Here is a 25,459-nt window from a genome sequence, read left to right on the forward strand (position 1 = left end):
ATCCCCATCAACCCCGCGGGTGATGGCTGGCATGCAATTGCTTCAGGCGCTCCCGCGCCACATGAGTGTAGATTTGAGTGGTAGAGATATCGGCGTGCCCGAGCAGCATCTGCACCACGCGCAAATCAGCACCATGATTAAGCAGATGGGTAGCGAAGGCATGGCGCAAGGTATGTGGAGATAATGGTTTCCCTACCCCACCCTGGATGGCGCGGCGCTTGATCAAATACCAGAAGGCCTGACGCGTCATTGCCCCGCGCCGTGCAGTGACAAACAGAGCGTCGCTGGTTTTGCCATTCAGCAGATGCGGACGTGCTCCGGTCAGATAGCGCTTTAGCCAGCCAACAGCCTCTTCGCCCAGAGGGACCAGTCTTTCCTTGCCGCCTTTACCCATCACGCGCACCACGCCCATATCCAGGCTTGCTTCCGCCACCTTCATCGTCACCAGTTCGGAAACCCGCAGGCCGGTGGCATAAAGTGTTTCCAACATCGCCTTGTCGCGCAGTCCCAGCGCGTCGCCAATATCAGGCGCATTCAACAAAGCTTCCACATCTGCTTCGGTCAGGCTTTTTGGCAGCGCCCGGACCTGTTTCGGCGAGGCGATATTGAGCGTAGGGTCGACGTTTATCCGGCCCTGGCGCAACAGGTAGCGGTAAAACCGCCGAAAGCTGGAAAGCTCGCGACTCGCTGTACTGGCCCGGGTTTTCACCACGTTGTACTGATGCGACAAGAATCCCTCCAACTCGGCGTGACCCGCCTCCTGCAAGCTCTTGCTGCATGTTCCCTGGAGCCAAACGGAGAACTGCTGCAAATCGCGCCGGTAGCTCTCCAGTGTGTTGCGCGCCAGACCTTCCTCCAGCCACAGCGCATCACAGAATTCGTCAAGCAGGCTGTCTGCGTTCATGCTGTAGCAGCCAACGTTTAATTGCCAGCGGATCGCCGCTGGTACTGTTCATGAATCCGCCCAGACCGTCTCGCGCCAGCACGCGGTGGCAGGGGATGATCACGGGAATAGGATTGGCACCGCAGGCTTGCCCCACCGCGCGTGGCGCGGTGTGAAGCCGATTGGCCAACTCGCCATAGCTTTGTGTCGAGCCGCTGGGAATCTGTCGCAACGCCTGCCACACCCTGGACTGAAACACGGTGCCATGCAATGCGAGTGGCAGGTCAAAGCAAAAGAGAGGATCGGCAAGATAGGCCTGCAACTGCGAGCAAACCTGCCTGGAAATAACATCCTGTGGCGCCAGAACCGGTGTTCCAGGCGGCAGAAAATCAAGACCGGTCAGCGCTGTGCCATCGGTCATGATGCCGAGCACCGCAAACGGTGCAGGAAATCTCGCCTGGTAAGTCATTACCTCGCAACCGCGCAATTCAAAACAAGCACCCTTTACAATTGCTCCCAAATCGGAGCAAGCACCCTTTACCATCGCTCCTTCTCCCTCTGGGAGAAGGAGCGATGAGGGAAGCCCCTCGTGGGAGAGGGACATCATGACCAGACAGCGCATGACCACATTCTAGCCGATCAAAATAACAAAGGCCACGAAGGCAATGCCTTCGTGGCCTTTGGACTACAGCCTACAGGCTTACAGAGCCGGCTTTGCCGTCTGAGTGCGGGCGACCAGCTTTTCCTTGATACGTGCAGATTTGCCGGAGCGATCACGCAGGTAGTACAGCTTGGCGCGGCGCACGTCGCCGCGGCGCTTCACTTCGATGCTGGCAATCAGCGGGGAGTGGGTCTGGAAAGTACGCTCTACGCCTTCGCCATTGGAAATTTTACGGACAATAAAGGCGGAGTTGAGTCCTCTGTTACGCTTGGCAATCACCACACCTTCAAAAACCTGAACCCGCTTGCGGGTACCTTCCACGACATTCACGCCGACGATCACCGTGTCGCCTGGTGCGAAATCGGGGATGGTTTTGCCCAGGCGGGCGATTTCTTCCTGTTCAAGCTGCTTGATGATATCCATTTAAAACTCCTTGCTTCGTTATTTATTGGATTCCTGTTCCTGCTGGTTTTCTGCTTTAAATGCAGCCAGCAGCCCGGATTCCTCTTTTGTCAACTGACGGGCAGCCAATAAATCCGGCCGCCTCAACCAGGTCCTGCCCAACGCCTGCTTTAACCGCCAACGTTGAATTTCTGCATGGTGCCCGGACATCAACACCTCCGGCACCGTCTCACCCTGATAAACCTCGGGGCGGGTATAGTGAGGGCAATCCAGCAGCCCGTCCACGAATGAATCCTGTACTGCCGATTCGGCATCGCCGAGTACGCCCGGCAACTGCCTGACAACGGCATCAATCAACACCATCGCCGCCAGTTCCCCGCCGGACAATACGTAGTCACCGATCGAGATTTCTTCATCCACCTGATGGCGCAACAAGCGCTCGTCCACACCTTCGTAACGGCTCGCCAGCAGCACCAAACCTGGCTCCTGGGTCAGTTCCATCACACGCTGGTGGGTTAGCATCTTGCCTTGAGGTGAAAGATGTATCACCCTCGGGCTTGCCACACCGGCCAGCTTCTGCCGCTCTTTTGCAGCCAGGATCGCCTGTTCCAGCGGCTCGGCCAGCATCACCATGCCTGGCCCGCCTCCGTAGGGGCGATCATCTACCGTACGATAGTTGTCCTCGGTGAAATCGCGCGGATTCCACAACTGCAACTGGAAACGCTCCTGCTCCAGCGCGCGCCGGGTGATGCCGTGTTTGGCAAGTGCCTCGAACATCGGCGGGAACAAGGTAATGACGTCGAAATTCAATAATCCGCGTCCCAGTCCACGTCGATTCGCCCCGCCGCCAAGTCAACTTTGAGGATGACCTGAGCAATAAACGGGAGCAACCTTTCGCGCTCCCCCTCTACCACCAGCACGTCATTCGCGCCGGTTTCCAGAAGCTCTGCCACCTTGCCCAGCACTTCAGCCTGAACATTCACTACTTCCAGACCAATCAGATCGGACCAGTAATATTCATTTTCAGGCGCTTCCGGCAGCGCCTCGCGCGGCACTGCAACTTCAAGACCCTTCAGCGCCGCTGCGGCATCGCGGTCATTACACCCGTCCAGCCTGGCAACCAGGGTCTTGTGATGGGCTTCCGAGTCCAGCACCTTGACCTCGCGCCACTGCTCGCCCCGCCCAAGACTCCAGACAGGAAAAGCCAGCAGCCCATTGATTTTTTCGGTAAACGGCTGCACCTTGACCCAGCCGAGGACGCCGAACGGGGCGGCGATGCGCCCCATTACTACCAGATTCTTAGGCGGCGGCACGCTTGACGAGCTTGGCCACAGCGTCGGACAGCAACGCGCCGTGTCCCTGCCAGTAGCTGATGCGCTCACTGTCGAGGCGCACAGCTTCCTGACCTTCACGCGCAACCGGGTTGTAGAAACCCACGCGCTCAATGAATCTGCCGTCACGACGATTGCGGGAATCAGCCACGACTACGTTGAAAAACGGGCGCTTCTTGGCACCACCACGGGCAAGTCGAATCACAACCATAATTAAATGTCACCCTTAAAAAATTCGGTCTAAAAAGCCGGCCATTTTACGCTAAGTTTTGGAATAAACGCAAGAAAGATTATTTACATACCGGGTAACATGCCCTTCATACCCCTCATCATCTTCGCCATCCCGCCCTTGGCGACCATCTTCATCATTTTCTGGGTTTGCTCGAACTGGTTCAGCAAGCGATTCACTTCCTGCACCTGCACCCCGGCACCAGCGGCGATACGGCGCTTGCGCGAAGCCTTGAGGAGTGCCGGATTGCGGCGCTCTCCCGGCGTCATCGAGTTGATAATGCCCTCGATACGATTAATCGACTTGTCGTCCGCCATGCCCGCCGCTGCCTGCCCCATCTGTGCTGGCAGCTTATCCATCAGAGCAGCGACACCGCCCATTTTTTTCATTTGTTGCAGTTGTGCCTTGAAATCTTCGAGATCGAAGCTCTTGCCGGACTTCATTTTCTTTGCCAGCTTGACCGCTTCTTCCTGGTCGACGCCGCGATGGGCTTCTTCAATCAGGGACAACACGTCGCCCATGCCGAGAATCCGAGAAGCCATCCGCTCCGGATGGAAGGCTTCGAGACCACCTACTTTTTCACCTACGCCAGCGAACTTGATCGGCTTCCCGGTGACTTGGCGCACCGACAGCGCCGCACCACCGCGTGCATCGCCGTCGAGCTTGGTGAGCACCACGCCGGTCAACGGTAACGCCTCACTGAAAGCCTTGGCGGTATTAACCGCGTCCTGCCCCTGCATGGCGTCGACCACAAACAGGGTCTCGATCGGTTTGAGTACTTCATGCAAGCGCTGGATTTCGGCCATCATGGCTTCGTCTATCGCCAGGCGACCCGCGGTGTCTATAATCAGCACATCGTGGAAATGCTTGTCGGCGTAATCCCGTGCCGCCAGCGCGATCTGCTCCGGGCTCTGACCCGCTTCGGCAGAAAAATAATCCGTCTCGATCTGCTGCGCCAAGGCACGCAACTGTTCCATCGCCGCCGGGCGATAAACGTCACAACTTGCCAGCAGCACTTTTTTCTTCATCTGCTCACGCAGGTATTTGGCCAGCTTGGCCGAGGTAGTGGTTTTACCCGCGCCCTGAAGGCCCGCCATCAGTATCACCGCGGGTGGCAGCGTGGTGAAATTGAGCGCGGCGTTCTGGCCACCCATCAGTCGGGCCATTTCCTGGTGGACAATGCCGATCACGGCTTGGCCTGGGGTCAGACTGGCCAGCACCTCCTGGCCCTGTGCACGCTCCTTGACGTGGGCAATGAAATCCTTCACCACCGGCAAGGCGACATCCGCCTCGAGCAGAGCCATGCGCACTTCGCGCAGGGCATCCTGAATATTAGCTTCGGTCAGGCGAGCCTGGCCGCGCAGGGTTTTGATTACACCGGAAAGGCGATTGGTGAGATTGTCGAACATGGTGGCAAAATGTCCTGTCTAAGGGCTCGTTAATGGATAAGTTGGGCATACGCTGGGGCTGGCTGGGGTGCAGTCCTAGGCGCAAGACGCGCCGTTGTGTCATTCACAACAAGCGGCTCGCAACACCGGAATGCACCCCAACCAGCCCCAGCCCGAAGGGTTGCCGCGTATTCGGGCGTCTGCGGCGTTGCGAGGCTTGCGAATGGAACAACCATTCGCCGCACCTCGCGCCTTGCATCCATCCCGGATACGCGGCAACGTATGTTCAACTTACCCATTAACGAGCCCTCGATGTTAATCCGAATGCGGATAGTGTAGACTTTGGGTTTAGAGAAACAATAACGCCGACAAGTTTACAACACAATGAGCGGTTCACTCCATTTCCTCGCCTTTCTGCTTTACAGCGCGCTCGGTCTGATTTTCTGGCGCTCGGTCTGGCGCTCGGTCGGCCCGGAAATAGCGCACCACACCGCCGAAACCTCGGTGGCCTGGCGTCTCGCCATACTGGTGCCACTCGCGCTGCATGGCGCACTGCTGCAACTCTCTCTGCTTCCCGGCGCAGGCCTGAACCTCGGCATCGGCAATACGATATCGGCGATCTCCTGGCTCACCGTACTGATTTACTGGCTCGCCAGCTTCCGTTACAACATGGAAGGCTTGCAAACCCTGGTATTGCCCGGCGCTGCGGTCTGTCTGCTGCTGCCGCTGATTTTTCCGGAAGCGCATACCATCGCCCATACCGAACTACCGCTTTTCAAGGTTCATCTGCTGATTTCGGTACTCGCCTACAGCCTGTTCACTATCGCGGCAGTGCACGCGGTGCTAATGGCCGTGGTTGAACGTCGCCTGCACGGCCACGCCCTGTCACGCCTCCAGGGGAAATTGCCCCCCCTGCTGGCGATGGAGGCGCTGCTGTTTCGTATTATCACGGTGGGCTTTGTCCTGCTCACCCTGTCTATCCTGAGCGGCGTGATGTTCTCCGAGGAACTCTTCCACAAACCCCTGCAGTTCAACCACAAATCGCTGTTCGCACTACTTTCCTGGGGCATTTACGCAGCCCTGCTGGGAGGGCGAAAAATTTACGGCTGGCGTGGTCGCACCGCCATCCTCTGGACGCTCGCTGGATTTGCGATGCTGCTGCTGGCCTATCTCGGGAGCAAATTCGTGCTGGAAATAATCCTGCAACGCTGACCCACCAGTGATGCGTAATGGGGCAGGAGAAAACGTCGCCAGCTTAACCATTACCCATCACGCTTTTATATAGCATGAAGGCATTTCACCTTGGATGACATCTCAACAAGCGCGTTGTTTTCGGTGCTGATGCTTCTTCTGTTTTTTTCGGGCTTTTTTTCCATGTCCGAAACCAGCATGATGGCACTTAACCGCTACCGGCTGAAGCATCTATCCAATCGTGGGCATCGCGGTGCGCAACTTACGTCCCTATTGCTCGAAAAAACCGACAAATTGCTCGGTGTAATTCTGCTCTGCAACAATCTGCTTAACGCTGCGGCGGCCACACTGGTCACCGTGATCACCGTCCGCCTGATTGGCGAGAGCGAATTCGCGTTGGCTGTCGGCACTTTATCCATCACTGCCGCACTTCTGGTATTCAGCGAAATCACCCCGAAAGTGATAGGGGCTGCCTATCCGGAGCGCATCGCGATCCCTTCCAGTTACATCCTCGCTCCCTTGCTCAAGCTTTTCTACCCGGTGATCTGGCTCCTCAACCTGTTCGTTCAGGCCCTGCTCTGGTTGCTGCGCCTGAAACCGCCAAGCGCCTCCGCAGCCCATCTCAACATGGAAGAGCTGCACACCCTGGTGCTGGAGGCTGGGCATTACATTCCGCCCAAGCACCAAAGCATTTTCCTCAACCTGTTCGAGTTGGAAAACATCGGTGTCGACGACATCATGATCCCGCGCAACCAGATTGAGGCAATCGACCTTGATGCCCCCGAAGAAATGATACGGGAACAACTCGCCACCAGCCACCACACACGATTACCTGTGTACCGGGGCAGACTGGACAATATCGTTGGTGTAATCCATATCCGCCATGTCCTGCACCAGGTTCGCAACAGCGAAATCAATACCGAAATGCTGCAGGAAATTGTTCGCGAACCTTATTTCATCCCCGCCGGAACCTCGCTTTTTTCCCAGCTGCAACACTTCCAGGAAAATCGCCGCCATATCGGCCTGGTGGTGGACGAGTATGGCGAATTGCTCGGATTGGTGAGCCTGGAGGACATTCTGGAAGAAATTGTCGGCGAATTCGGCTCACAGCCCACTGCCCACGGAGGCATCTACCCGCAAGACGATGGTAGCTGGCTGGTCGATGGCGGCTGCTCTCTGCGTGACCTGAACCGTAAGCTCAAACTCAATTTACCGCTGGATGGACCAAAGACCCTGAATGGCCTAGTTCTCGAGCATTTCGAAGATATCCCGGAAGCCGGCACCAGCTTCAAAATTAACGGGCACACACTCGAAATTGTCCAGACTCAGGATCGCATTGTCAAAGTCGTGCGTATTTTCCCACTCTCATCCTCCTCGGAATAGACTTCGCCGTCTTTACAAAAAAACTTGCCAAGTGCATTATTGGGCTGTTTTTAATCCCTAGGCGGACAATCCCAGATGGCAGCAGCAACAACTTCGACCAAGCTTAGCGGACTGGCCAACGCACTGGTTCAAAGCGGGCGCCTGCTGGAGGCCGATGCCGAAGCTATTCAGTCCCAGGCTGGCGTCGATGAAACCGGCTTTGTTACCCAGTTGGTGCAAAGCAAAAAAATGAGTTCCCTGGAGGTTGCAGAATTTGCTGCGCGGACATTCGGCTTTCCCCTGCTGGATTTGACTGCTATCGATGCGGATCACCTGCCCAATGATGTGCTCGATGCCAAGCTGATCAGAAGCCGGCGCGTTCTGGCCCTGCAAAAGCGCGGCAATCGCCTGTTTATCGCCACCTCCGATCCAGCCAACCTGCGCGCCCTGGACGATGTGCGCTTCAAAACCAGCCTCACGGTTGAGCCGGTGGTAGTAGAAGACGACAAACTCGGCAAGCTGATAGACAAAATTGCCGAAGCTACTGACACTACCCTGCAGAATCTGGCTGGCGATGACATCAACCTTGAATTCACCGACGAGGAAGCGCTGGCGCAAAAAGATGAGGGCGCCAGCGCGGAAATCGACGACGCCCCAGTCGTCCGTTTCCTCCAGAAAATTCTGCTGGACGCGATCAATGCCGGCGTTTCAGACATCCATTTTGAACCCTACGAAAAATACTACCGCATCCGCTATCGCCTCGACGGCATACTCTCCGAAGTAGCGCAACCGCCCCTGGCAATCAAGGAAAAGCTCTCATCCCGCATCAAAGTGATTTCCAAGCTCGACATTTCTGAGAAACGGGTGCCTCAGGACGGCCGAATGAAGCTGGTGCTGTCCAAGAACCGCGCCATTGACTTCCGCGTCAGCACTCTGCCTACTCTGTACGGCGAAAAAATCGTGATGCGGATTCTCGACCCGTCCAGCGCCACGCTGGGTGTTGATGCCCTGGGCTACGAGCCGGACCAAAAAGAGTTTCTGCTCAATGCCGTCCGCCGCCCTTATGGCATGGTGCTGGTAACCGGGCCAACCGGCAGTGGCAAAACCGTATCGCTTTATACCTGCCTGAATATCCTGAACGAACCCGGCGTTAACATCTCCACCGCGGAAGACCCAGCTGAGATCAACCTTCCCGGCGTCAACCAGGTTAACGTCAACGACAAGGCTGGACTGACCTTCTCCGCAGCACTCAAGTCCTTTCTGCGTCAAGACCCGGATGTCATCATGGTGGGTGAGATCCGCGACCTGGAAACGGCGGACATCTCGATCAAGGCAGCGCAAACCGGCCACATGGTTCTGTCCACCCTGCACACCAACGATGCTCCAGGCACCTTGACCCGTCTGATGAACATGGGAGTCGCCCCTTTCAACATCGCCTCCGCAGTCATCCTGATTACCGCACAGCGTCTGGCGCGGCGCCTGTGCAAGTGCAAACAGCCCATCGAAATTCCCAGAGAAGCACTATTGCGTGCCGGCTATACCGAAGAGGATCTCGACGGCAGTTGGCAGCCTTATGGCCATATCGGTTGTGAAATCTGCAAGGGCACCGGCTACAAGGGGCGAGTCGGCATCTACCAAGTCATGCCGATCAGCGACGAAATGAGCCGCATCATCATGAAAAACGGCACCGCGCATGACATCGCCGACCAGGCAAAGCGCGAAGGTATTCGCGACCTACGTCAATCCGGACTGATCAAAGTAAAAGCCGGACTGACAACGCTGGAAGAAATCGAAGCCGTCACCAACGAGTAAAGGGATACGCATGGCCGTCGCAAAAAAGGTAGCAGTGAAAGATCTCCTCTACGTTTGGGAGGGGACGGATAAAAAAGGTAAAGCTGTAAAGGGCGAGATAAGCGCACCGGGTGCGGCGGTAGTGCGTACCATGCTGCGGCGTCAAGGCATTACCGTTCTCAAGGTTAAAAAACTAGGTGGTTTCAAAACAGGCAAGAAAGTCACTGAAAAAGACATCGCCCTTTTCACACGGCAACTGGCCGTCATGATGAAAGCCGGCGTTCCGCTGCTCCAGTCCTTCGATATTGTCGGCAAGGGGCATAGCAATCCGTCCGTATCGAAGCTGCTTGGCAATATCAAGGCTGACATCGAAACCGGTAGCAGCATGAGCCAGGCCTTCCGCAAACACCCATTGTATTTCGACGCGCTGTACTGCAATTTGGTCAACGCTGGCGAACAGGCGGGCATTATCGACACGGTGCTGGACCGCCTCGCGACCTACAAGGAAAAGATCCTCGCCATCAAAGGCAAGATCAAATCCGCGCTGTTTTACCCCATCTCTATTCTGGTAGTTGCATTCGTCATCACTGCCGTGATCATGATCTTCGTCGTACCAGCTTTCAAAGATCTGTTTACCAGCTTTGGCGCTGACCTCCCCACTCCGACGCTAGTGGTAATGGCCATCTCAGACTTTTTTGTTGCCTACTGGTGGGCGATTTTCGGTGTTATCTGGGGTAGCCTCCAGTTCTTTTTCTACACCTGGAAACGCTCGAAAAAAATGCAGTACTTCATGGACCGACTGTCTCTGCAACTGCCTATATTTGGCGCAGTAATCGAGAAAGCTACTATCGCGCGCTGGACCCGCACCCTTTCCACCATGTTTGCCGCCGGCGTCCCCCTGGTTGAAGCGCTTGACTCGGTCGGCGGCGCTGCTGGCAACGTCTTGTACCTTGATGCCACGAAAAAAGTCCAGAGCGAAGTCAGCACCGGCACCAGTCTGACCGTGGCGATGCAGAACACCAACCTGTTTCCCAACATGGTCCTGCAAATGGTCGCCATCGGCGAGGAGTCAGGCGCTTTGGACTCTATGCTCTCCAAGGTGGCCGATTTTTACGAAGCCGAAGTAGACGATGCCGTGGGAGCGCTTTCCAGCCTGATGGAGCCGATCATCATGGTGGTTCTGGGCGTGATTATTGGTGGCCTGGTTATAGCCATGTATCTGCCTATCTTCAAGATGGGTAGCGTCATTTAAAACCAGTCCTGAGTAGCTGACACTGGGTACTCAGGACTCCGGACCCAAATAATGATCTTCGAACCACTGCAATCCTCCCCGGCACTGTACGTTACAGTGGTTGCACTACTTGGCCTGATGGTCGGCAGTTTCTTGAATGTCGTCATCCATCGTCTGCCCAGGATGATGGAGCGCGAGTGGCGCGAGCAATGCAGTACTATTGACGGAGAAGGAACTCCACCCGCCACACCCTATAACCTGGTTATTCCGCGCTCGGCCTGCCCGTCCTGTGGCCACATGATATCGGCATGGGAAAACATTCCGCTAATTTCCTGGCTGATCTTGCGTGGCCGCTGTGCACACTGCAAGACCCCGATCAGCCCACGTTACCCCATAGTTGAGGCCCTTACCGGCATTATCAGCGGCTACGTCGCCTGGCGTTTCGGCTTCGGCCCGACTGCCTTGGCCGCCCTGCTCTTCACCTGGGCACTGATCGCACTGACCTTCATCGACTTCGACACTCAACTGCTGCCAGACAGCATCACCCAACCCCTGATCTGGCTCGGCCTGCTACTCAATCTCAACGGCTTTTTCACCAGTCTCAACGAAGCACTGGTCGGAGCCGTGGCGGGCTACCTGTCGCTCTGGAGCGTTTACTGGCTGTTCAAGCTAGCCACAAAAAAGGAAGGTATGGGCTATGGTGATTTCAAGCTGCTTGCCGCGATCGGGGCATGGCTGGGCTGGCAGATGCTGCCGCTGGTCATCCTGCTTTCTTCCCTGGTAGGTGCCGTGGTCGGCATCTCACTGATCCTGTTTGCCGGCCATGGCCGCCAGATTCCAATCCCTTTCGGCCCCTACCTCGCGGGCGGCGGCCTGATTGCCCTGCTGTGGGGAAAGCAAATTACCCAGGCTTATCTTGGGCTCTAGGACATGCTGGTGATCGGTCTTACTGGCGGCATCGGCAGCGGAAAAAGTAGTGCCGCCCGGATTTTTGCCGCCCTGGGTGCCGCCGTCATCGACACCGATGAGATTGCGCATCGCCTGACGGCAAAAGGCACTCCCACCCTTACCGCCATCATCGAGGAGTTCGGCACCAGCTACCAATTGCCGGATGGAAACCTCGACCGCGCCAGCTTGCGCAAACGGGTATTTTCCGATCAGGCCGCCAAAGCAAAGCTGGAAGCACTACTCCACCCTCTGATCAAACAACAGGTAATCGCGGAAATGAAAGGGGCACAGGGACCCTATCTGGTGTTGGTGATCCCGCTATTTTTTGAAACCGGTGCATACTTTGATCTGGTTAACAGGCGACTGGTAGTGGATTGCGATGAAAATCAGCAAATTGCCCGCACCATGTCCCGTAGCAAGCTCTCCGCCGAAGAGGTGAGGTCCATCATGGCTCACCAGACTCCTCGCGCGGAGCGCATCAAACAAGCTGATGACATTCTGTCCAACATGGGCAACCATGCAGATCTTGAAAAACACGCTCAGGAATTACATCAGCATTACTTGACACTGGCGTTGCAGCAGCAGAGTTGAAGCTACTTCACTAAAAATCGAAACAATTCAAAGTTTCATGTAATTATGTTAATACAAATTCTTGTCAGATCGCTTATAATTCGGCAGTATTGAACTTTGCCGACCCAAGACCCGACAGTGATCACCTACGACCACCCTCTCAACGAGCGGATTCGCACTCTCCTGCGACTGGAGGATCTCTATGCCAAAGTGCAGTACTTTTCCGCTCAGTCGCATCAGATGGATCACCACGCAGCACTGCTGGTTCTGTTTGAAATTCTGGAAGTTTCCTGCCGGCCCGATCTAAAATCCGACCTGCTCCAGGAACTTGAGCGGCAAAAACAAACTCTGGAAGCCCTGCGCAACAATCCCGCCATTTCGGAAGAAGCCTTGAATGAGGTGCTGCATGATATCGACAATGTCTCTGGCCTTCTGCACAGCCTGCCTGGCAAGGTTGGCCAGCATCTACGCGAGAATGAATGGCTGATGAGCATCAAGCAACGCACCTCTATTCCCGGCGGGGTATGCGAATTCGACCTGCCCTCCTATCATTTCTGGCTTAACCAGGATGAAAGCCTGCGCCGTCAGAATCTGACGGAATGGCTGGAGCCGATGCTGCCGATTCGGGATGGATTGAGGATCATCCTGCGTATGTTGCGCGACAGTGGCAAGTCCAGCCATCACTCCGCACAGCAAGGCGCCTTTCAGCAGATGCTGAGTGGCAGGGTTGCACAGATGTTGCGCATCTCTGTCCCACTCGACCTACCCTATTTCCCGGAAATCAGCGCCAACAAATATGCGATCAACATCCGCTTCACCGCTCTGGGCGGCCCCCAGAAGCCACGGGGATGCGACACTGACGTTGAATTTGATTTAACTCTCTGCAACCTTTAAGGCCAGGCAATCACTAGTTGGCATTACCGCACATGAATACCACTACAAAACCTTCGCCCTCAGTCCCGTGTCCCGTTTGTAACAACCTCGCACCCTTCAGCCCGAAAAATCCTTTCCGCCCATTCTGCTCTGAACGCTGCAAACTGATAGATCTCGGTCAATGGGCAACGGAGGGCTATCGTATCCCGCTAGACGAAGAAGAGACGGAAAAGGGCGAGGATCACAACTAGCCTACTGCTTAACCGCGACAAAGGGGATTTGCCGCTTTACGCCGTCCAGTTCCAACGTCATAGTCCAATTGCTGACGCCGCTAACACATACAGGCAACAGGATATTTCCTTGCCATGCCCCATCGGCTATACGTTGCAACACATAATGGTTTGGCCCCATGTTCATGCCCTGCATGGCAAAATCTGCGGTGACCGGGCCGGCATCGGACGCCTTCACCACCAGATCGAACCGCTTGAGAGGCGTCGGGGCGGACAGAAATTTGACTTCCGCCCTCCGTGCCCCGAACTCCACTTGGCAACCTTGAACCAGGTCGGGGCAATGCACCGTCAATATCGGCCCGCCAGCATCACCGCTTATAAGGCGTGGCAAGCCCAATGCCAGCAGCACAGGCAGGAGCAACAGCAGGAATGGCCAGATTTTTTTCATATTCATGCCTGCCATGCCCCACGCAACATGGCGATTCCATGAGCACCATGCTGCCATGCTTCGTCCATATCTGCGCGGGAGACCCCGCCCAGCGCATAGACCGGCATCGGCAAATCCCTAACCAGGCGCGCAAAACCCTCCCAGCCCAGAGCCGGCGCTCCAGGATGGCTCTGGGTCGGCAATACCGGAGACAGCAATGCGAAATCCAGCTCCAGTTCGACAACCCTCTCCAGCTCTTGCCTGTCATGGCAGGAAGCGCCCACTAACTCCACTTCCGGCCGGGCCGCCAACGCCATCAGCTGCGCTGAGTTCAGCTGCACCCCATCCGCCCCGACCTCCCGGGCCAAGGCTGTATCACTGTTGATCACCACGCGCGCGCCGTAGGCATGCGCCTGCCGCACTACCTCGGCAGAGAAAGCGCGCAATGTTGCCGCATCCATAGCCTTTTCTCGCACCTGGATCAGTTTGACTCCCTGCTGCAGCGCAGCCTGCAACCTCTCCATAAATGGCTCCACACCCAATTCGGCAGCATGCGTAATCGCACACACCGGGGGTAAGTTGAGCGAGCGAAGAACTGGTCCATTAGCCGGCAATAACGGCGTTACGTTCACCGCACCGGGGTATTGCCAGGAAAGACGCTGGTTTTCCTTGCCGTGAGGCTCACCGTGCCAGCTCACCACGCGAAAAAAATGCAGCCGCACCTTGGCATGGGGGTAGGTATAAACGCGAGTAAGCCAGGGATGCGCCACATCAACATCAATTCCCAGTTCCTCATGCAACTCCCGAACCAGCGCATGGTAGGGCGACTCGCCGGCTTCGATCTTGCCGCCGGGAAACTCCCACCATCCGGCATAAGGTTTGCCAACCGGACGCTCCGCCAGTAAAAACTCGCCATCTGACCGCTGCATGACGGCGGCGGCAACCTCCAGAACGTTCGTCATCAGCTTCGGTACTCGGCGTTGATCTTGACGTAGTCATAAGAGAAGTCGCAGGTCCATACCGTGGCCGCAGCAGAACCTCGACCAAGCAGTACCCGCACAGTGATCTCGGACTCTTTCATCACCCGCTGGCCGTCCTGCTCCTGATAGCTCGCCGCGCGGCCACCGTTTTCCGCTACCAGCACATCCCCCAGATAGAGTTTGAGCCTGTCCACATCCAGGTCGGCAATGCCGGCATAGCCGATGGCGGCGAGTATCCGCCCCAGATTGGGGTCGGAAGCGAAGAACGCGGTTTTGACCAGAGGCGAGTGCGCGATGGCATACGCCACCTGGCGGCATTCCGCTTCAGAGGCCCCACCCTCGACGGCAATGGTCATGAACTTGGTCGCGCCCTCGCCATCCCGGACGATGGCCTGGGCTAGTGCTTGCGACACCTCGGTAACGGCATCGCGCAAAGCCGCGTAGTGAGAGCTCGCCGCATCGGTGATTTCCGCCATGCCGGTCTCGCCGGTCGCGATCAGCATGAAGGAATCGTTGGTGGAAGTATCGCCATCCACCGTGATGCAGTTGAAGGAACGGTCGGCGGCATGACGCACTAGCGCCTCCAACAGGGGCTGGCTGAGCGCTGCATCGGTAGCGACATAGCCAAGCATGGTCGCCATGTTGGGGTGAATCATGCCGGAGCCCTTGGCAATACCGGTGATGGTGACCATCGCGTCGCCCAGCCTGATCTGTTTCGACACTGCCTTGGACACGATGTCGGTGGTCATGATCGCCTGCGCAGCGTCGAACCAGTTGCTTTCTTTAAGGTCGGCCACTGCCGCCGGCAGGCCGGCAACAATCTTCTCTACCGGCAGCGGCTCCAGGATCACGCCAGTGGAGAAAGGCAGCACCTGTTCCTGCGCACAACCCAGCAGCTTTGCCACCTCGGCGCAGGTTCGCCGGGCGCGATTCAAACCCTCTTCTCCCGTGCCGGCGTTGGCGTTGCCGGTATTCACCACCAGTGCGCGTATACCCTTGCCGACCGCCAAGTGGCTCTGGCACAGCACCACCGGCGCGGCGCAGAAGCGATTCAGGGTAAACACGCCCGCCACGCGGGCCTTTTCACCCAACTGCATGACCAGCAGATCCTTGCGGTCCGCCTTTTTAATGCCGGCTTCGGCGATGCCGAGGCGCACACCCTTCACAGGCAGCAGTTGATCGGGATTAGGTGGCGCAAGATTGACGGGCATTAAGGTATCCTGAACGGTAAAATTGGCGAATTGGATTATTTTAAACCAAAAGACCGTCAGAACGCCTCTCGGCATGCAGGTTTTAAACTTCTATTCCAATGCCTGTCCGCAATGCATGCAGTTCCGCCAGGCAGAAATGGATATAGGCCAGACCGATGTAGATCGGTAGAAGCAGGTTGAGAAAGGGCACGAACTGCACCAGTCCGAGCAGTCCACCCAGAACGTACATCCTGCCTCCGGCCCGCTCCACGACTTGCTGGTACTCCTCGCGTGAGGCATGGTCGGCGAGCGCATCGTAGCGAAACAGGCGCTGGTTTAAGTAAGCGGAAAGAAAAACCGGCACAATCAGTGCGAATGGTCCAAACAGCCACAACGGCAGCGCAAGCAGCCATAACACGGCAAACACGAAAACTCCGGCCAGCCCGTTCCAGATAGACCCCATCATGGTACCACCTCGCTTCAGCTCCATACCTGGGTAGTCCCTCTCGGCAACAAAACGCACCATATAGGGCATTGCCACCACTGCGGCGATAAGAAGCGCGGTCACCACTCCCAGCGGAACTACCACCATGATGGCCAGCGTGGTTGCGGCGGCTCGCGCCACCCAGGAAAGTTCGTGCCGCCCCAGGAAATCGTGCACAGCGGCGTGATCAATCAAGCCTTGCAGCCCGGCCACCCAATCAGACCAGAAAAAGAAAGCCAACCCACCCCACAGGATAGTCGCCAGCACTACAGGCCACAGCACCAAAGCCAGCATCTTCGGTTGAAACAAGCTTTTTAACGCCTTCAGCAAGGCATTCAGGATTTCCCGCATAATACCGCCCTCTTCCACAAATCAGATTGATCTATTGATCGTCCACACACTTCCAGAATACATTGTAGCAACGAATTTTCACCGAAAAAAAAGCCGGCAATCCTGCCGGCTTTTGTGCCACTCAACTTTACCTCAGCTCAGCTTGCCATGGCACTGTTTGTACTTCCTGCCCGAACCGCATGGGCAGGGATCGTTACGTCCAACCTTGTCGCCGGCTCGAACGAAGGGGTGATGATCTTCATCCTCTGCATCTTCGGCGGCCCCGCCCAGCGCCTCGTCGTAATCGGCATGGTGGTATTGGACATTGGACGGTTGCGGCTGGGCTTCAACCGCTTCCACATCCTCTTCACTGCGGATCTGCACGGTCAGCACGATCTTGGTGACATCACGTTTGACGCGATCGAGCATATCGGAGAACAACTCGAATGCTTCGCGCTTGTATTCCTGTTTCGGATTTTTCTGAGCGTAACCGCGCAAATGGATACCCTGGCGCAAATGATCCAGCGCCGCCAGATGCTCGCGCCAGTGCGTATCCAGGCTTTGTAACATCACAGCGCGTTCGAAATGGTGCATGGTTTCGACGCCGACCGATTCCAGCTTGTGCTGGTACTGTGTGTTGGCCGCATCGATGATGCGTTTGCGCAGACCATGCTCGTCCAGGCTGGACTCTTTATCCAGCCACTCGCGCAACGGCAGCTCAAGCTGCCATTCGGCGTGCAGCGATTTCTCCAGCCCAGCCACATCCCACTGCTCTTCCATGCTTTCCGGCATGATGTACTGGTTGATGTGGTCGTTGACCACATCCTCGCGCATCGCCTGAATGGTTTCGGAAATATCGGCAGCCTCCAGCAACTCGTTGCGCTGGGCGTAGATTACCTTGCGCTGGTCATTGGAAACATCATCGTATTCCAGCAACTGTTTGCGGATATCGAAGTTGCGCGCCTCCACCTTGCGCTGAGCATTCTCGATAGCACGAGTCACCCACGGATGCTCGATCGCCTCGCCCTCCGGCATCTTCAGGCGATCCATGATGGCCGCCACGCGATCGGAGGCGAAAATTCGCAACAGCGGATCTTCCAGCGACAGGTAAAAACGACTTGAGCCATCATCGCCCTGACGCCCGGCACGGCCTCGCAACTGGTTGTCGACGCGGCGCGATTCATGGCGCTCGGTGCCGATGATGTGCAGACCGCCCGCCGCCAGAACCTGATCATGCACTGGCTGCCATTCACTCTTGATCGCGTTGTGGCGCTTGATCTTTTCCTCTTCGCTCAGGCTCTCGTCGTGCCGTATCTTCTCGAAATCACCCTCGATGCTTCCACCCAGTACGATGTCGGTACCGCGGCCTGCCATATTGGTAGCGATGGTGATCGCTTTCGGCCGACCTGCCTGCGCCACGATCTCGGCCTCGCGCGCATGCTGCTTAGCGTTGAGCACCTGATGTGCAAGCTTTTCTTTCTCCAGAAGGTTGGAAATGTATTCCGAAGTTTCGATTGAGGTCGTACCAACCAGAACGGGCTGCCCCCGGCTCTGGCACTCCTTGATGTCGTTGATCACCGCCTGATATTTTTCCTTGGCAGTGCGGTAAACCTGATCCATGCGATCCTGACGAATCATGGGACGGTGTGGCGGAATCACTACGGTTTCCAGCCCGTAGATCTGCTGGAATTCGTAAGCTTCGGTGTCGGCCGTGCCGGTCATGCCGGAGAGCTTCAAATACATGCGGAAATAGTTCTGGAAGGTGATCGACGCCAGAGTCTGATTTTCCTTCTGGATCGCCACGCCTTCCTTCGCCTCCACCGCCTGATGCAAGCCATCCGACCAGCGTCGCCCGGACATCAGACGACCGGTAAATTCGTCGACGATGACCACTTCGCCATTCTGTACCACATAATGCTGGTCGAGGTGATACAAAGCATGAGCGCGCAGTGCCGCATAGAGATGATGCACCAGGCTGATGTTGGCAGCATCGTAAAGACTAGTGCCGGGCAACAGCAGACCGATCTGCGTCAAAAACTGCTCGGCGTGCTCGTGCCCCTCTTCGCTGAGCAGCACCTGGTGCGACTTCTCATCCACGCTGTAATCGCCAGGCCCATCTTCCAGTTCCTGCTTGACCAGCTTCGGCGCAAGATCGTTGATGCGATGGTACAGATCGACGTTGTCCTCGGCCTGGCCGGAAATGATCAGCGGGGTACGTGCCTCGTCAATCAAGATCGAATCCACCTCGTCGACGATGGCGTAATTCAGGCTGCGCTGCACCCGCTCCGTAGGCTGGTACACCATGTTGTCGCGCAGGTAGTCGAACCCGAATTCATTGTTGGTACCGTAGGTAATGTCGGCAGCGTAGGCGGCCTGCTTCTCCTCGTGATCCATCTGCGACAGGTTGACGCCGACAGTGAGTCCGAGGAAATTGTGGATGCGGCCCATCCACTCGGAGTCACGCTTGGCCAGGTAGTCGTTCACCGTAATCACGTGCACGCCCTTGCCGGACAACGCATTGAGATAAGCGGGCAGGGTAGCCACCAGAGTTTTGCCTTCGCCGGTACGCATTTCGGCGATCTTGCCGTAATGCAGCACCATGCCGCCGACCAGCTGCATATCGAAGTGGCGCATCTCGAGCACACGCTTGCCAGCCTCGCGCACAACAGCAAAAGCCTCTGGCAGTAGCGCATCCAGAGATTCACCGTTCTGATAACGCTGCCTGAATTCATCCGTTTTGGCACGCAACTCCGCGTCGGACAGAGGCGAAATTTTCGGCTCCAGCGCGTTGATGATATGGACTGTTTGCGTGTATTGCTTGATTAGCCGATCGTTGCGGCTACCAAAGATTTTTCTGACCAGACGGGATATCATGAGTTTTCAGGAAGTAAAATAAACAAAAAGCCAGCGCCAAGCCGGGCGATGGCTGTTACTCAAAAGGATGCCTCTTGTCGAAGTTCTGACTCCAGAGGCTCATAAAGCACCAAGTCAGCCCAGATGCAGGTAATGCTCCGGATTCTGTGGAGCGCCACGGTGACGTACTTCAAAGTGCAAATGCGGCCCGGTAGAACGACCCGTGCTGCCGACCTCACCAACTTTTTGACCTTTCATCACCACGTCACCCACCTTGGCCAGCAATTTCGAAGCATGTGCGTAACGGCTGATCAGTCCGTTGCCGTGATCAATCTCTATCATATTACCATAGCCGGCATAAGTATCGGCATAAACCACAATCCCGCCCCCCGCTGCGTGTATAGCCGTGCCTGTATCAGCCATGAAATCCACACCTTCATGGAAGGCCTTCTGACCTGTGAAAGGGTCGATGCGGTAGCCGTAATTGGAGGAATACCAACCTGTACTCACCGGTCGCGAGGACGGAATGGCGACCTTCTTCGCCTGTTGCTGAACCAGCATCGCCTCCATCAAACCAAGCTGATCGGATCGGTCATCAAGTTTTTTCATTAAACCGTCAAGTTGCTGACCAAACTCGCTCATGGTCATGTCACGCGCCGGCAGACTGGACTCCGCGCCACCCTGGCCTGGCTTTTTGTCAAAATCGAATTCCTGTTTACCTATCTTTGTCAGCGTCGCCAATCGCTCGCCCAGGGAGTCGAGGCGCAGCACATGCGCCTGCATCTGACCAAGTTTCACCGCCATGGCGTTCAGATTCTCCCTCAAGTACACCTGATTCTTGGCAGCCTCGGTGCGCTGCGAGCTTAGTACCAGGGATTGCAGGTAGGGGTGGGGAATGTCCGCAGCATGAAACAACAGCAAGTAGGTAAAAACCATCGCCAGCAACAATGGAAAAACCAGAAGCGCCATACCCAAGGACATCACTTGGGAATGACTCAATGCCACGGTTTTTCCCTTTGCCAACTTACCGGAAACTAGAATAATATTCACAGTTCTCCCTTTAGTTTGTTCATCTCTTATGCCCGCCCATCTAGCACATTCATTCCTGAGCGCCGCACCCAACCTGCAGACGCTCCTTCAGCAAGCGCAAAAACTGCTGGTATTGCAGAAGGCCTGGACTGAAGTCGCGCCCAAACCGCTGGCCGCTGTGTCCAGGGTCGGCGCTGTCCGCCTGCAAACGCTGATCGTCTACGCAAACAATGGCGCAGTAGCCGGAAAACTTCGGCAATTCGTGCCCAGCCTGCTGGAAAAAATTCAAAATCGGGGGATTGAGATTACTGCAATTCGGGTGGACGTGCAAGTCGAGAGCCCGCTTCCAGGCAAAAAACCGAAGACCCTGACGGTCAGCTATAACGCTTTGAGCAGCCTGGAGAAACTGGAACAAAGCCTAGTGGATTCACCGCTGAAAAACGCCCTTCATACCTTGATCCAGCGGCATTCAGATGCGATAAAGGATTAAACGCCCCATCATCATCAAGACTACGAAAACCAGCAGAAAGATCAGAGAAAACTTGAAAATCTGCCAAGCAAAGCGAAGGTAGCGGATGTCGCGGGTAAACAGAAACATCACCACGGCAACAACAATGGCAATCAGGCCGAGATAGACAAATAACCGGAGTACTAGCAAACGCTCAAACAGCCAGGCTGCTCAACCGCTGCAATGCGGCCGGCGCATCTTCCTGGCGCTCGAAACTGACGAATTCCCACGCCTCAGCATCTTCCATCAGGCAGCGCAATAGACGGTTATTCATGGCGTGTCCGGATTTGTAGCCGGTAAACGCACCGATCAGCGGATGGCCGAGCAGGTAAAGATCGCCGATGGCATCCAGCAGCTTGTGCTTGACGAACTCATCCTCGTAGCGCAGTCCATCACTATTGAGAACGCGAAACTCATCCATCACGATCGCGTTATCGAGACTACCACCCAGTGCCAGACCCTGCGAGCGCATTGCCTCCACCTCGTGCATGAAGCCGAAGGTGCGAGCGCGCGCAATTTCCTTGACGAAGGAGGTGTCGGCAAAATCTACCGTGACGGACTGGCCGGAATTAGACAATACCGGGTGATCGAAAGCAATGGTGAGGTTCAGCCTGAAACCTGAATGCGGATCGAAGCGCACCCATTTATCACCGTCCCTGACCTCCACCGTTTTTTTGACGCGGATGAATTTTTTCGCTGCCGGCTGCTCTTCGATGCCAGCGGACTGCAGCAAAAACACGAAAGGCGAGGCGCTGCCGTCCATGATCGGCACTTCCGGCGCGGACAGGTCGACATAAGCATTGTCGATACCCAACCCAGCAAAGGCCGACATCAGATGCTCGACGGTAGACACCTTGACGCCATCCCGCACCAGTGTCGAGGACAGCCGGGTTTCTCCGACACTGTAAGGCTCCGCCTTGATGTCCACAGGCTCCGCCAGATCGACGCGACGAAACACGATACCGGTGTCGACCGCGGCCGGGCGCAAGGTGAGGTACACCTTCTCGCCGGTATGCAGCCCCACACCGGTGGCGCGTATGATATTTTTCAGTGTCCGCTGTCTAATCACAAATTTTCCCATGAGCATCATGGTGTTGTCAGAGGCCGGCAGTTTAGCACGGCGAGTGTAACAGGCCAACCCTCGCACCGAAACCGACACCCCGCGCGCCCCGTGGGCGCCGCCATTCAGCTCATCAACGCGGATCAGTCAGCTTGCTTGCGCAGGAATGCCGGAATATCGAGCAATTCCACGCCGGACTGTTTCATCGCCTCGACTTGGGCATCACGCCGACGCCGCATCACTGCTGGCTGCTCCAGTTCGGTGTAATCCACCATCATCGGCTCATTGTCGGTACCGGTCTTCGAAATCACTATGCTTAACGGCTTGCTCTGCTGACGGTTGACCGGCGAACCCAGACCGGTCGCGACCACGGTCACGCGCAATTCGTCCTGCAGCGTGCTGTCGAACACCGTACCGAAAATCACAGTGGCATCTTCTGCGGTGAAGCTGCGGATGGTGTTCATCACTTCGTAGACTTCCTCGAGATTCATATCCTCGCTGGCACTGATGTTGACCAGTACGCCGCGCGCGCCGGAAAGGTTGACATCTTCCAGCAGCGGGCTGGCCACTGCCTGCTCTGCCGCCATGCGGGCACGGTCGAGACCGGTTGCCTGGGCCGAACCCATCATCGCCATCCCCATCTCCGACATCACTGTGCGCACGTCGGCAAAATCGACGTTGATCAAGCCAGTGCATTTGATCAGCTCGGCAATTCCTGCCACCGCGCCGTGCAACACGCCATCGGCAGCCTTGAAGGCATCGCGGAAACCGATCTTGCCGCCCAGCACTTCCATCAGCTTGTCGTTGGGGATCACGATCAGAGAATCGACGTGCTGCGTCAGCGCTTCAATACCTTCGAGCGCCACTTTCATGCGCTTGCCTTCGAAACCGAACGGCTTGGTCACCACCGCCACGGTCAGTATACCCAGCTCCTTGGCTACCTCGGCCACTACCGGCGCGGCACCGGTGCCGGTGCCACCGCCCATGCCGGCAGTAATGAACAACATGTCGGCACCGTCGATCAACTCGGCGATACGCTCTCTGTCCTCCAGTGCCGCCTCGCGCCCGACTGCGGGGTTTGCGCCCGCGCCCAACCCCTTGGTGATGGCCGAGCCCAACTGCACGGTAACGCCAGCCTGATTGCGCTTGAGTGCCTGCGCATCGGTATTGACGCAGATAAACTCGACACCACCCAAACCACTGGCGATCATATGATCCACTGCATTACCGCCGCAGCCGCCCACGCCGATTACCTTGATTACCGCTTCCTGTGTTTGTGTATCCATGATCTCAAACATACCCGTCTCCTTTGTTGTTATACCCAAAGTTAAAAACCCAAAAATTACCTGCTCAAAAATTTCCCTGACAACACGCCCGCAGGGCTTGTTGCGGCGCAGACTTTCCTGCGAAGCAGGTTAGTCGTAGCCAAACCAACGCTCAAAAATTCCCTTGAAACCAACTCTTCATCCGATTGAAAATCTGTGTCACCGAGCCGTTCTGCATTGTTGCCAGGTGATGCCGCTGGTGTTGATCCATCCCCGCAAGCAGTAGTCCTACGCCGGTGGCAAAACGCGGGTTGCGCACGACCTCGGCCAGTCCGCCCACGTACTGCGGCATTCCCAGCCGCACTGGCATGTGGAACACCTCCTCGCCCAGCTCCGCCATACCCTCCATGGCACTGCTGCCACCGGTGATGACAATGCCGGATGAGAGCAGCTCCTCGAAACCGCTGCGGCGCAACTCCGCCTGCACCAGGCTGTACAGTTCCTCGACGCGCGGCTCGATCACTTCGGCCAGAGTCTGGCGGGACAGCTGGCGTGCAGGCCGGTCGCCGACGCCGAGCACCTCGATCATTTGCTTCGCGTCAGCCAGCTGGCGCAGCGCACAGCCGTATTTCACCTTCAGGTCCTCGGCATCCGCCGTCGGCGTCCTGAGCGCCATGGCCACATCGTTGGTGATCTGGTCGCCGGCGATCGGAATCACCGAGGTGTGGCGGATCGCGCCACCGGTGAATACCGCGATGTCAGTAGTGCCGCCGCCGATATCTACCAGGCACACACCCAGGTCTTTTTCATCCTCCGACAGCACCGCCATGCTGGATGCCAGCGGCTGCAGGATCAGATCGCGCACTTCCAGCCCGCACCGACGCACGCACTTGATGATGTTCTGGGCCGCGCTGATCGCGCCGGTGACGATATGCACCTTGACCTCCAGCTTCACCCCGCTCATGCCGAGCGGCTCGCGCACATCTTCTTGCCCGTCGATGATGAATTCCTGGGTAAGGATGTGCAGGACCTGCTGGTCGGTTGGAATAATCACCGCGCGGGCCGTTTCGATCACCCGGTCAACATCGGTCTGACCTACTTCCTTGTCCTTGATTGCCACCATGCCATGCGAGTTGATGCTCCTGATATGGCTGCCGGCGATACCGGTGTAGACCTCGCGAATCTTACAGTCGGCCATCAGTTCGGCCTCCTCCAGCGCTCGCTGGATGGCGTTGACAGTTGACTCTATATTCACCACCACGCCCTTCTTCAAACCGCGCGACGGCGTCTGCCCCATGCCGATGATTTCCAGCCGCCCTTCAGGCAGTATCTCCGCAACGATGGCGACGATTTTCGAGGTGCCGATATCCAGCCCCACGATCAGATTCTTTTGTTCTTTAGCCTTGCTCATCCCATCTCTCCCTTGTCAGGCGGCAACTGCCAGATAATTAGCATCACGTCGCAACCCGACTTTTTTCTTCAAATTTCCCTGACCCGGCCTTGCTGCCGGCTGCGCCTTCTTTGCTGGCATCGAAGCTATCTGTGGATAGCGCACCGCGAATCCGTTGGGATAGCGCAAGTCAGCGTAGGCAACAGCTATCGGGAGCTTGGCGACGGTCTGGTCGTACACCCCGACGAATTTCTCCAAACGCTCGTGCACCTTTTCCCTGCCCAACTCCACCACCAGTCCATTATTCAGCTTGAGCTGCAGCGCACGGCGGTCCGACAGAGTCATCCGGGTCAGAACCAGGTTGAACGGCTTGAGCATCCGACTGAATTCCTCATAACGCCCTGTCACTTCCCGTGCCGCGTCTTCCGGGCCATTGAACTCCGGCAGCACCGCATTCGAGGCCGCCCTGAACAGTTCACCCTGCGTATTGACCAACGCCGAACTACCCCAGCGCGCCAACACGACATGCTCCTCAATGGCTACTTCCAGCCTGTCCGGCCAGCGCCGCCTCACGCTTACGTTGCGCACCCAGGGCAGCTTTTCGAACGCCGAGCGTGTACGGTTTAGATCGAGGGTGAAGAAGTTTCCTTTCATCTCACGTGCCACGATAAATTTCACCTGCTCGCGGTTGACATGCTGCAACTCTCCCTTGACGTCCACCTTGCGCAGCGGAAATACCGGCAAATGCACCACCAGAAACAGCACGGCATACAGCAGCAGCACCCCTGCCAGTGCGTAAAGCATGTTTGCCAGCCACAACGTCATCTGCGTTTTATCCCACACGGTTCAGTTC

General features: G+C 56.6%; 27 protein-coding genes. 9 read left to right on the plus strand and 18 right to left on the minus strand.

Going from position 1 to position 25,459, the window contains the following annotated elements; all coding sequences use genetic code 11:
- Positions 1–7: 7 nt before the first annotated feature.
- The 7 genes from xerD to ffh all read right to left on the minus strand — a co-directional run bounded on the left by xerD (position 8) and on the right by ffh (position 4,915).
- The gene (gene xerD / locus SCD_RS12140) at positions 8–904 is read right to left on the minus strand and encodes a site-specific tyrosine recombinase XerD (RefSeq protein WP_009205458.1); all 897 of its coding nucleotides are present in this window, start codon (positions 902–904) and stop codon (positions 8–10) included.
- Positions 882–1,352 carry a methylated-DNA--[protein]-cysteine S-methyltransferase gene (locus tag SCD_RS12145; RefSeq protein ID WP_023506992.1) on the minus strand — a complete coding sequence of 157 codons (471 nt, stop codon included), beginning with the start codon at positions 1,350–1,352 and terminating at the stop codon, positions 882–884. Before SCD_RS12145 ends, xerD begins: the two co-directional genes overlap by 23 nt.
- Before the next feature lie 231 nt (positions 1,353–1,583).
- Positions 1,584–1,967, minus strand: a complete 384-nt coding sequence (gene rplS / locus SCD_RS12150) for a 50S ribosomal protein L19 (RefSeq protein WP_009205460.1) — start codon at positions 1,965–1,967, stop codon at positions 1,584–1,586.
- Between the two features lie 18 nt (positions 1,968–1,985).
- Entirely contained in the window at positions 1,986–2,723 is a 738-nt protein-coding gene (gene trmD / locus SCD_RS12155; protein ID WP_232504463.1) for a tRNA (guanosine(37)-N1)-methyltransferase TrmD, read from the minus strand.
- Positions 2,724–2,752: 29 nt separating this feature from the next.
- A complete protein-coding gene (rimM, locus tag SCD_RS12160) occupies positions 2,753–3,232 on the minus strand; it encodes a ribosome maturation factor RimM (RefSeq protein WP_009205462.1) in 480 nt (159 codons plus the stop codon).
- 13 nt (positions 3,233–3,245) lie between these two features.
- The gene (rpsP, locus tag SCD_RS12165; RefSeq protein ID WP_009205463.1) at positions 3,246–3,488 is read right to left on the minus strand and encodes a 30S ribosomal protein S16; all 243 of its coding nucleotides are present in this window, start codon (positions 3,486–3,488) and stop codon (positions 3,246–3,248) included.
- Between the two features lie 83 nt (positions 3,489–3,571).
- The gene (gene ffh, locus SCD_RS12170) at positions 3,572–4,915 is read right to left on the minus strand and encodes a signal recognition particle protein (RefSeq protein ID WP_009205464.1); all 1,344 of its coding nucleotides are present in this window, start codon (positions 4,913–4,915) and stop codon (positions 3,572–3,574) included.
- A 363-nt stretch (positions 4,916–5,278) separates the two neighbouring features.
- Here ffh and SCD_RS12175 point away from each other — a divergent pair, with 363 nt between their 5' ends.
- From SCD_RS12175 to SCD_RS16210, 8 genes are all read left to right on the plus strand, one after another.
- Positions 5,279–6,106, plus strand: a complete 828-nt coding sequence (locus SCD_RS12175; protein WP_009205465.1) for a cytochrome C assembly family protein — start codon at positions 5,279–5,281, stop codon at positions 6,104–6,106.
- 90 nt (positions 6,107–6,196) lie between these two features.
- Positions 6,197–7,468 (plus strand): HlyC/CorC family transporter, encoded by a 1,272-nt coding sequence (locus SCD_RS12180; protein WP_023506993.1) that lies wholly within the window; start codon positions 6,197–6,199, stop codon positions 7,466–7,468.
- Between the two features lie 75 nt (positions 7,469–7,543).
- Positions 7,544–9,259 carry a type IV-A pilus assembly ATPase PilB gene (gene pilB, locus SCD_RS12185; RefSeq protein ID WP_009205467.1) on the plus strand — a complete coding sequence of 572 codons (1,716 nt, stop codon included), beginning with the start codon at positions 7,544–7,546 and terminating at the stop codon, positions 9,257–9,259.
- 10 nt (positions 9,260–9,269) lie between these two features.
- Positions 9,270–10,490: a type II secretion system F family protein gene (locus SCD_RS12190; protein ID WP_009205468.1), complete on the plus strand. Its 1,221-nt coding sequence runs from the start codon at positions 9,270–9,272 to the stop codon at positions 10,488–10,490.
- 51 nt (positions 10,491–10,541) lie between these two features.
- On the plus strand, positions 10,542–11,396 hold the full coding sequence (locus tag SCD_RS12195; RefSeq protein ID WP_009205469.1) for a prepilin peptidase: 855 nt from the start codon (positions 10,542–10,544) through the stop codon (positions 11,394–11,396).
- 3 nt (positions 11,397–11,399) lie between these two features.
- Entirely contained in the window at positions 11,400–12,008 is a 609-nt protein-coding gene (coaE, locus tag SCD_RS12200) for a dephospho-CoA kinase (protein WP_009205470.1), read from the plus strand.
- 117 nt (positions 12,009–12,125) lie between these two features.
- Positions 12,126–12,881, plus strand: a complete 756-nt coding sequence (zapD, locus tag SCD_RS12205) for a cell division protein ZapD (protein ID WP_023506994.1) — start codon at positions 12,126–12,128, stop codon at positions 12,879–12,881.
- A gap of 32 nt (positions 12,882–12,913) precedes the next feature.
- Entirely contained in the window at positions 12,914–13,111 is a 198-nt protein-coding gene (locus SCD_RS16210) for a DNA gyrase inhibitor YacG (protein WP_084607527.1), read from the plus strand.
- Position 13,112: 1 nt separating this feature from the next.
- Here the strand turns inward: SCD_RS16210 and SCD_RS12210 are convergent, their stop codons facing one another.
- From SCD_RS12210 to SCD_RS12235, 6 genes are all read right to left on the minus strand, one after another.
- Complete coding sequence (locus tag SCD_RS12210) at positions 13,113–13,538, minus strand: hypothetical protein (protein WP_023506995.1); 426 nt, start codon at positions 13,536–13,538, stop codon at positions 13,113–13,115.
- Between the two features lie 2 nt (positions 13,539–13,540).
- Entirely contained in the window at positions 13,541–14,479 is a 939-nt protein-coding gene (locus SCD_RS12215) for a Nudix family hydrolase (protein WP_009205473.1), read from the minus strand.
- On the minus strand, positions 14,479–15,708 hold the full coding sequence (gene argJ, locus SCD_RS12220) for a bifunctional glutamate N-acetyltransferase/amino-acid acetyltransferase ArgJ (protein WP_009205474.1): 1,230 nt from the start codon (positions 15,706–15,708) through the stop codon (positions 14,479–14,481). Before argJ ends, SCD_RS12215 begins: the two co-directional genes overlap by 1 nt.
- A gap of 82 nt (positions 15,709–15,790) precedes the next feature.
- Entirely contained in the window at positions 15,791–16,522 is a 732-nt protein-coding gene (locus SCD_RS12225) for an EI24 domain-containing protein (protein WP_009205475.1), read from the minus strand.
- 132 nt (positions 16,523–16,654) lie between these two features.
- Complete coding sequence (secA, locus tag SCD_RS12230; RefSeq protein ID WP_009205476.1) at positions 16,655–19,375, minus strand: preprotein translocase subunit SecA; 2,721 nt, start codon at positions 19,373–19,375, stop codon at positions 16,655–16,657.
- A 114-nt stretch (positions 19,376–19,489) separates the two neighbouring features.
- A complete protein-coding gene (locus SCD_RS12235; protein ID WP_009205477.1) occupies positions 19,490–20,404 on the minus strand; it encodes a M23 family metallopeptidase in 915 nt (304 codons plus the stop codon).
- Between the two features lie 28 nt (positions 20,405–20,432).
- Here SCD_RS12235 and SCD_RS12240 point away from each other — a divergent pair, with 28 nt between their 5' ends.
- A complete protein-coding gene (locus tag SCD_RS12240; RefSeq protein ID WP_009205478.1) occupies positions 20,433–20,873 on the plus strand; it encodes a DUF721 domain-containing protein in 441 nt (146 codons plus the stop codon).
- Here the strand turns inward: SCD_RS12240 and SCD_RS12245 are convergent.
- From SCD_RS12245 to SCD_RS12265, 5 genes are all read right to left on the minus strand, one after another.
- Complete coding sequence (locus SCD_RS12245) at positions 20,853–21,041, minus strand: hypothetical protein (RefSeq protein ID WP_023506996.1); 189 nt, start codon at positions 21,039–21,041, stop codon at positions 20,853–20,855. The genes SCD_RS12240 and SCD_RS12245 overlap by 21 nt on opposite strands.
- Positions 21,042–21,045: 4 nt before the next feature.
- Positions 21,046–21,960: a UDP-3-O-acyl-N-acetylglucosamine deacetylase gene (gene lpxC / locus SCD_RS12250; protein WP_023506997.1), complete on the minus strand. Its 915-nt coding sequence runs from the start codon at positions 21,958–21,960 to the stop codon at positions 21,046–21,048.
- A 134-nt stretch (positions 21,961–22,094) separates the two neighbouring features.
- Positions 22,095–23,249: a cell division protein FtsZ gene (gene ftsZ, locus SCD_RS12255; protein WP_009205480.1), complete on the minus strand. Its 1,155-nt coding sequence runs from the start codon at positions 23,247–23,249 to the stop codon at positions 22,095–22,097.
- A 139-nt stretch (positions 23,250–23,388) separates the two neighbouring features.
- Entirely contained in the window at positions 23,389–24,627 is a 1,239-nt protein-coding gene (ftsA, locus tag SCD_RS12260) for a cell division protein FtsA (protein ID WP_009205481.1), read from the minus strand.
- 15 nt (positions 24,628–24,642) lie between these two features.
- Positions 24,643–25,449, minus strand: a complete 807-nt coding sequence (locus SCD_RS12265) for a cell division protein FtsQ/DivIB (protein ID WP_009205482.1) — start codon at positions 25,447–25,449, stop codon at positions 24,643–24,645.
- Positions 25,450–25,459 lie beyond the last annotated feature (10 nt).

Source organism: Sulfuricella denitrificans skB26 (assembly GCF_000297055.2).
Lineage (GTDB): Bacteria > Pseudomonadota > Gammaproteobacteria > Burkholderiales > Sulfuricellaceae > Sulfuricella > Sulfuricella denitrificans.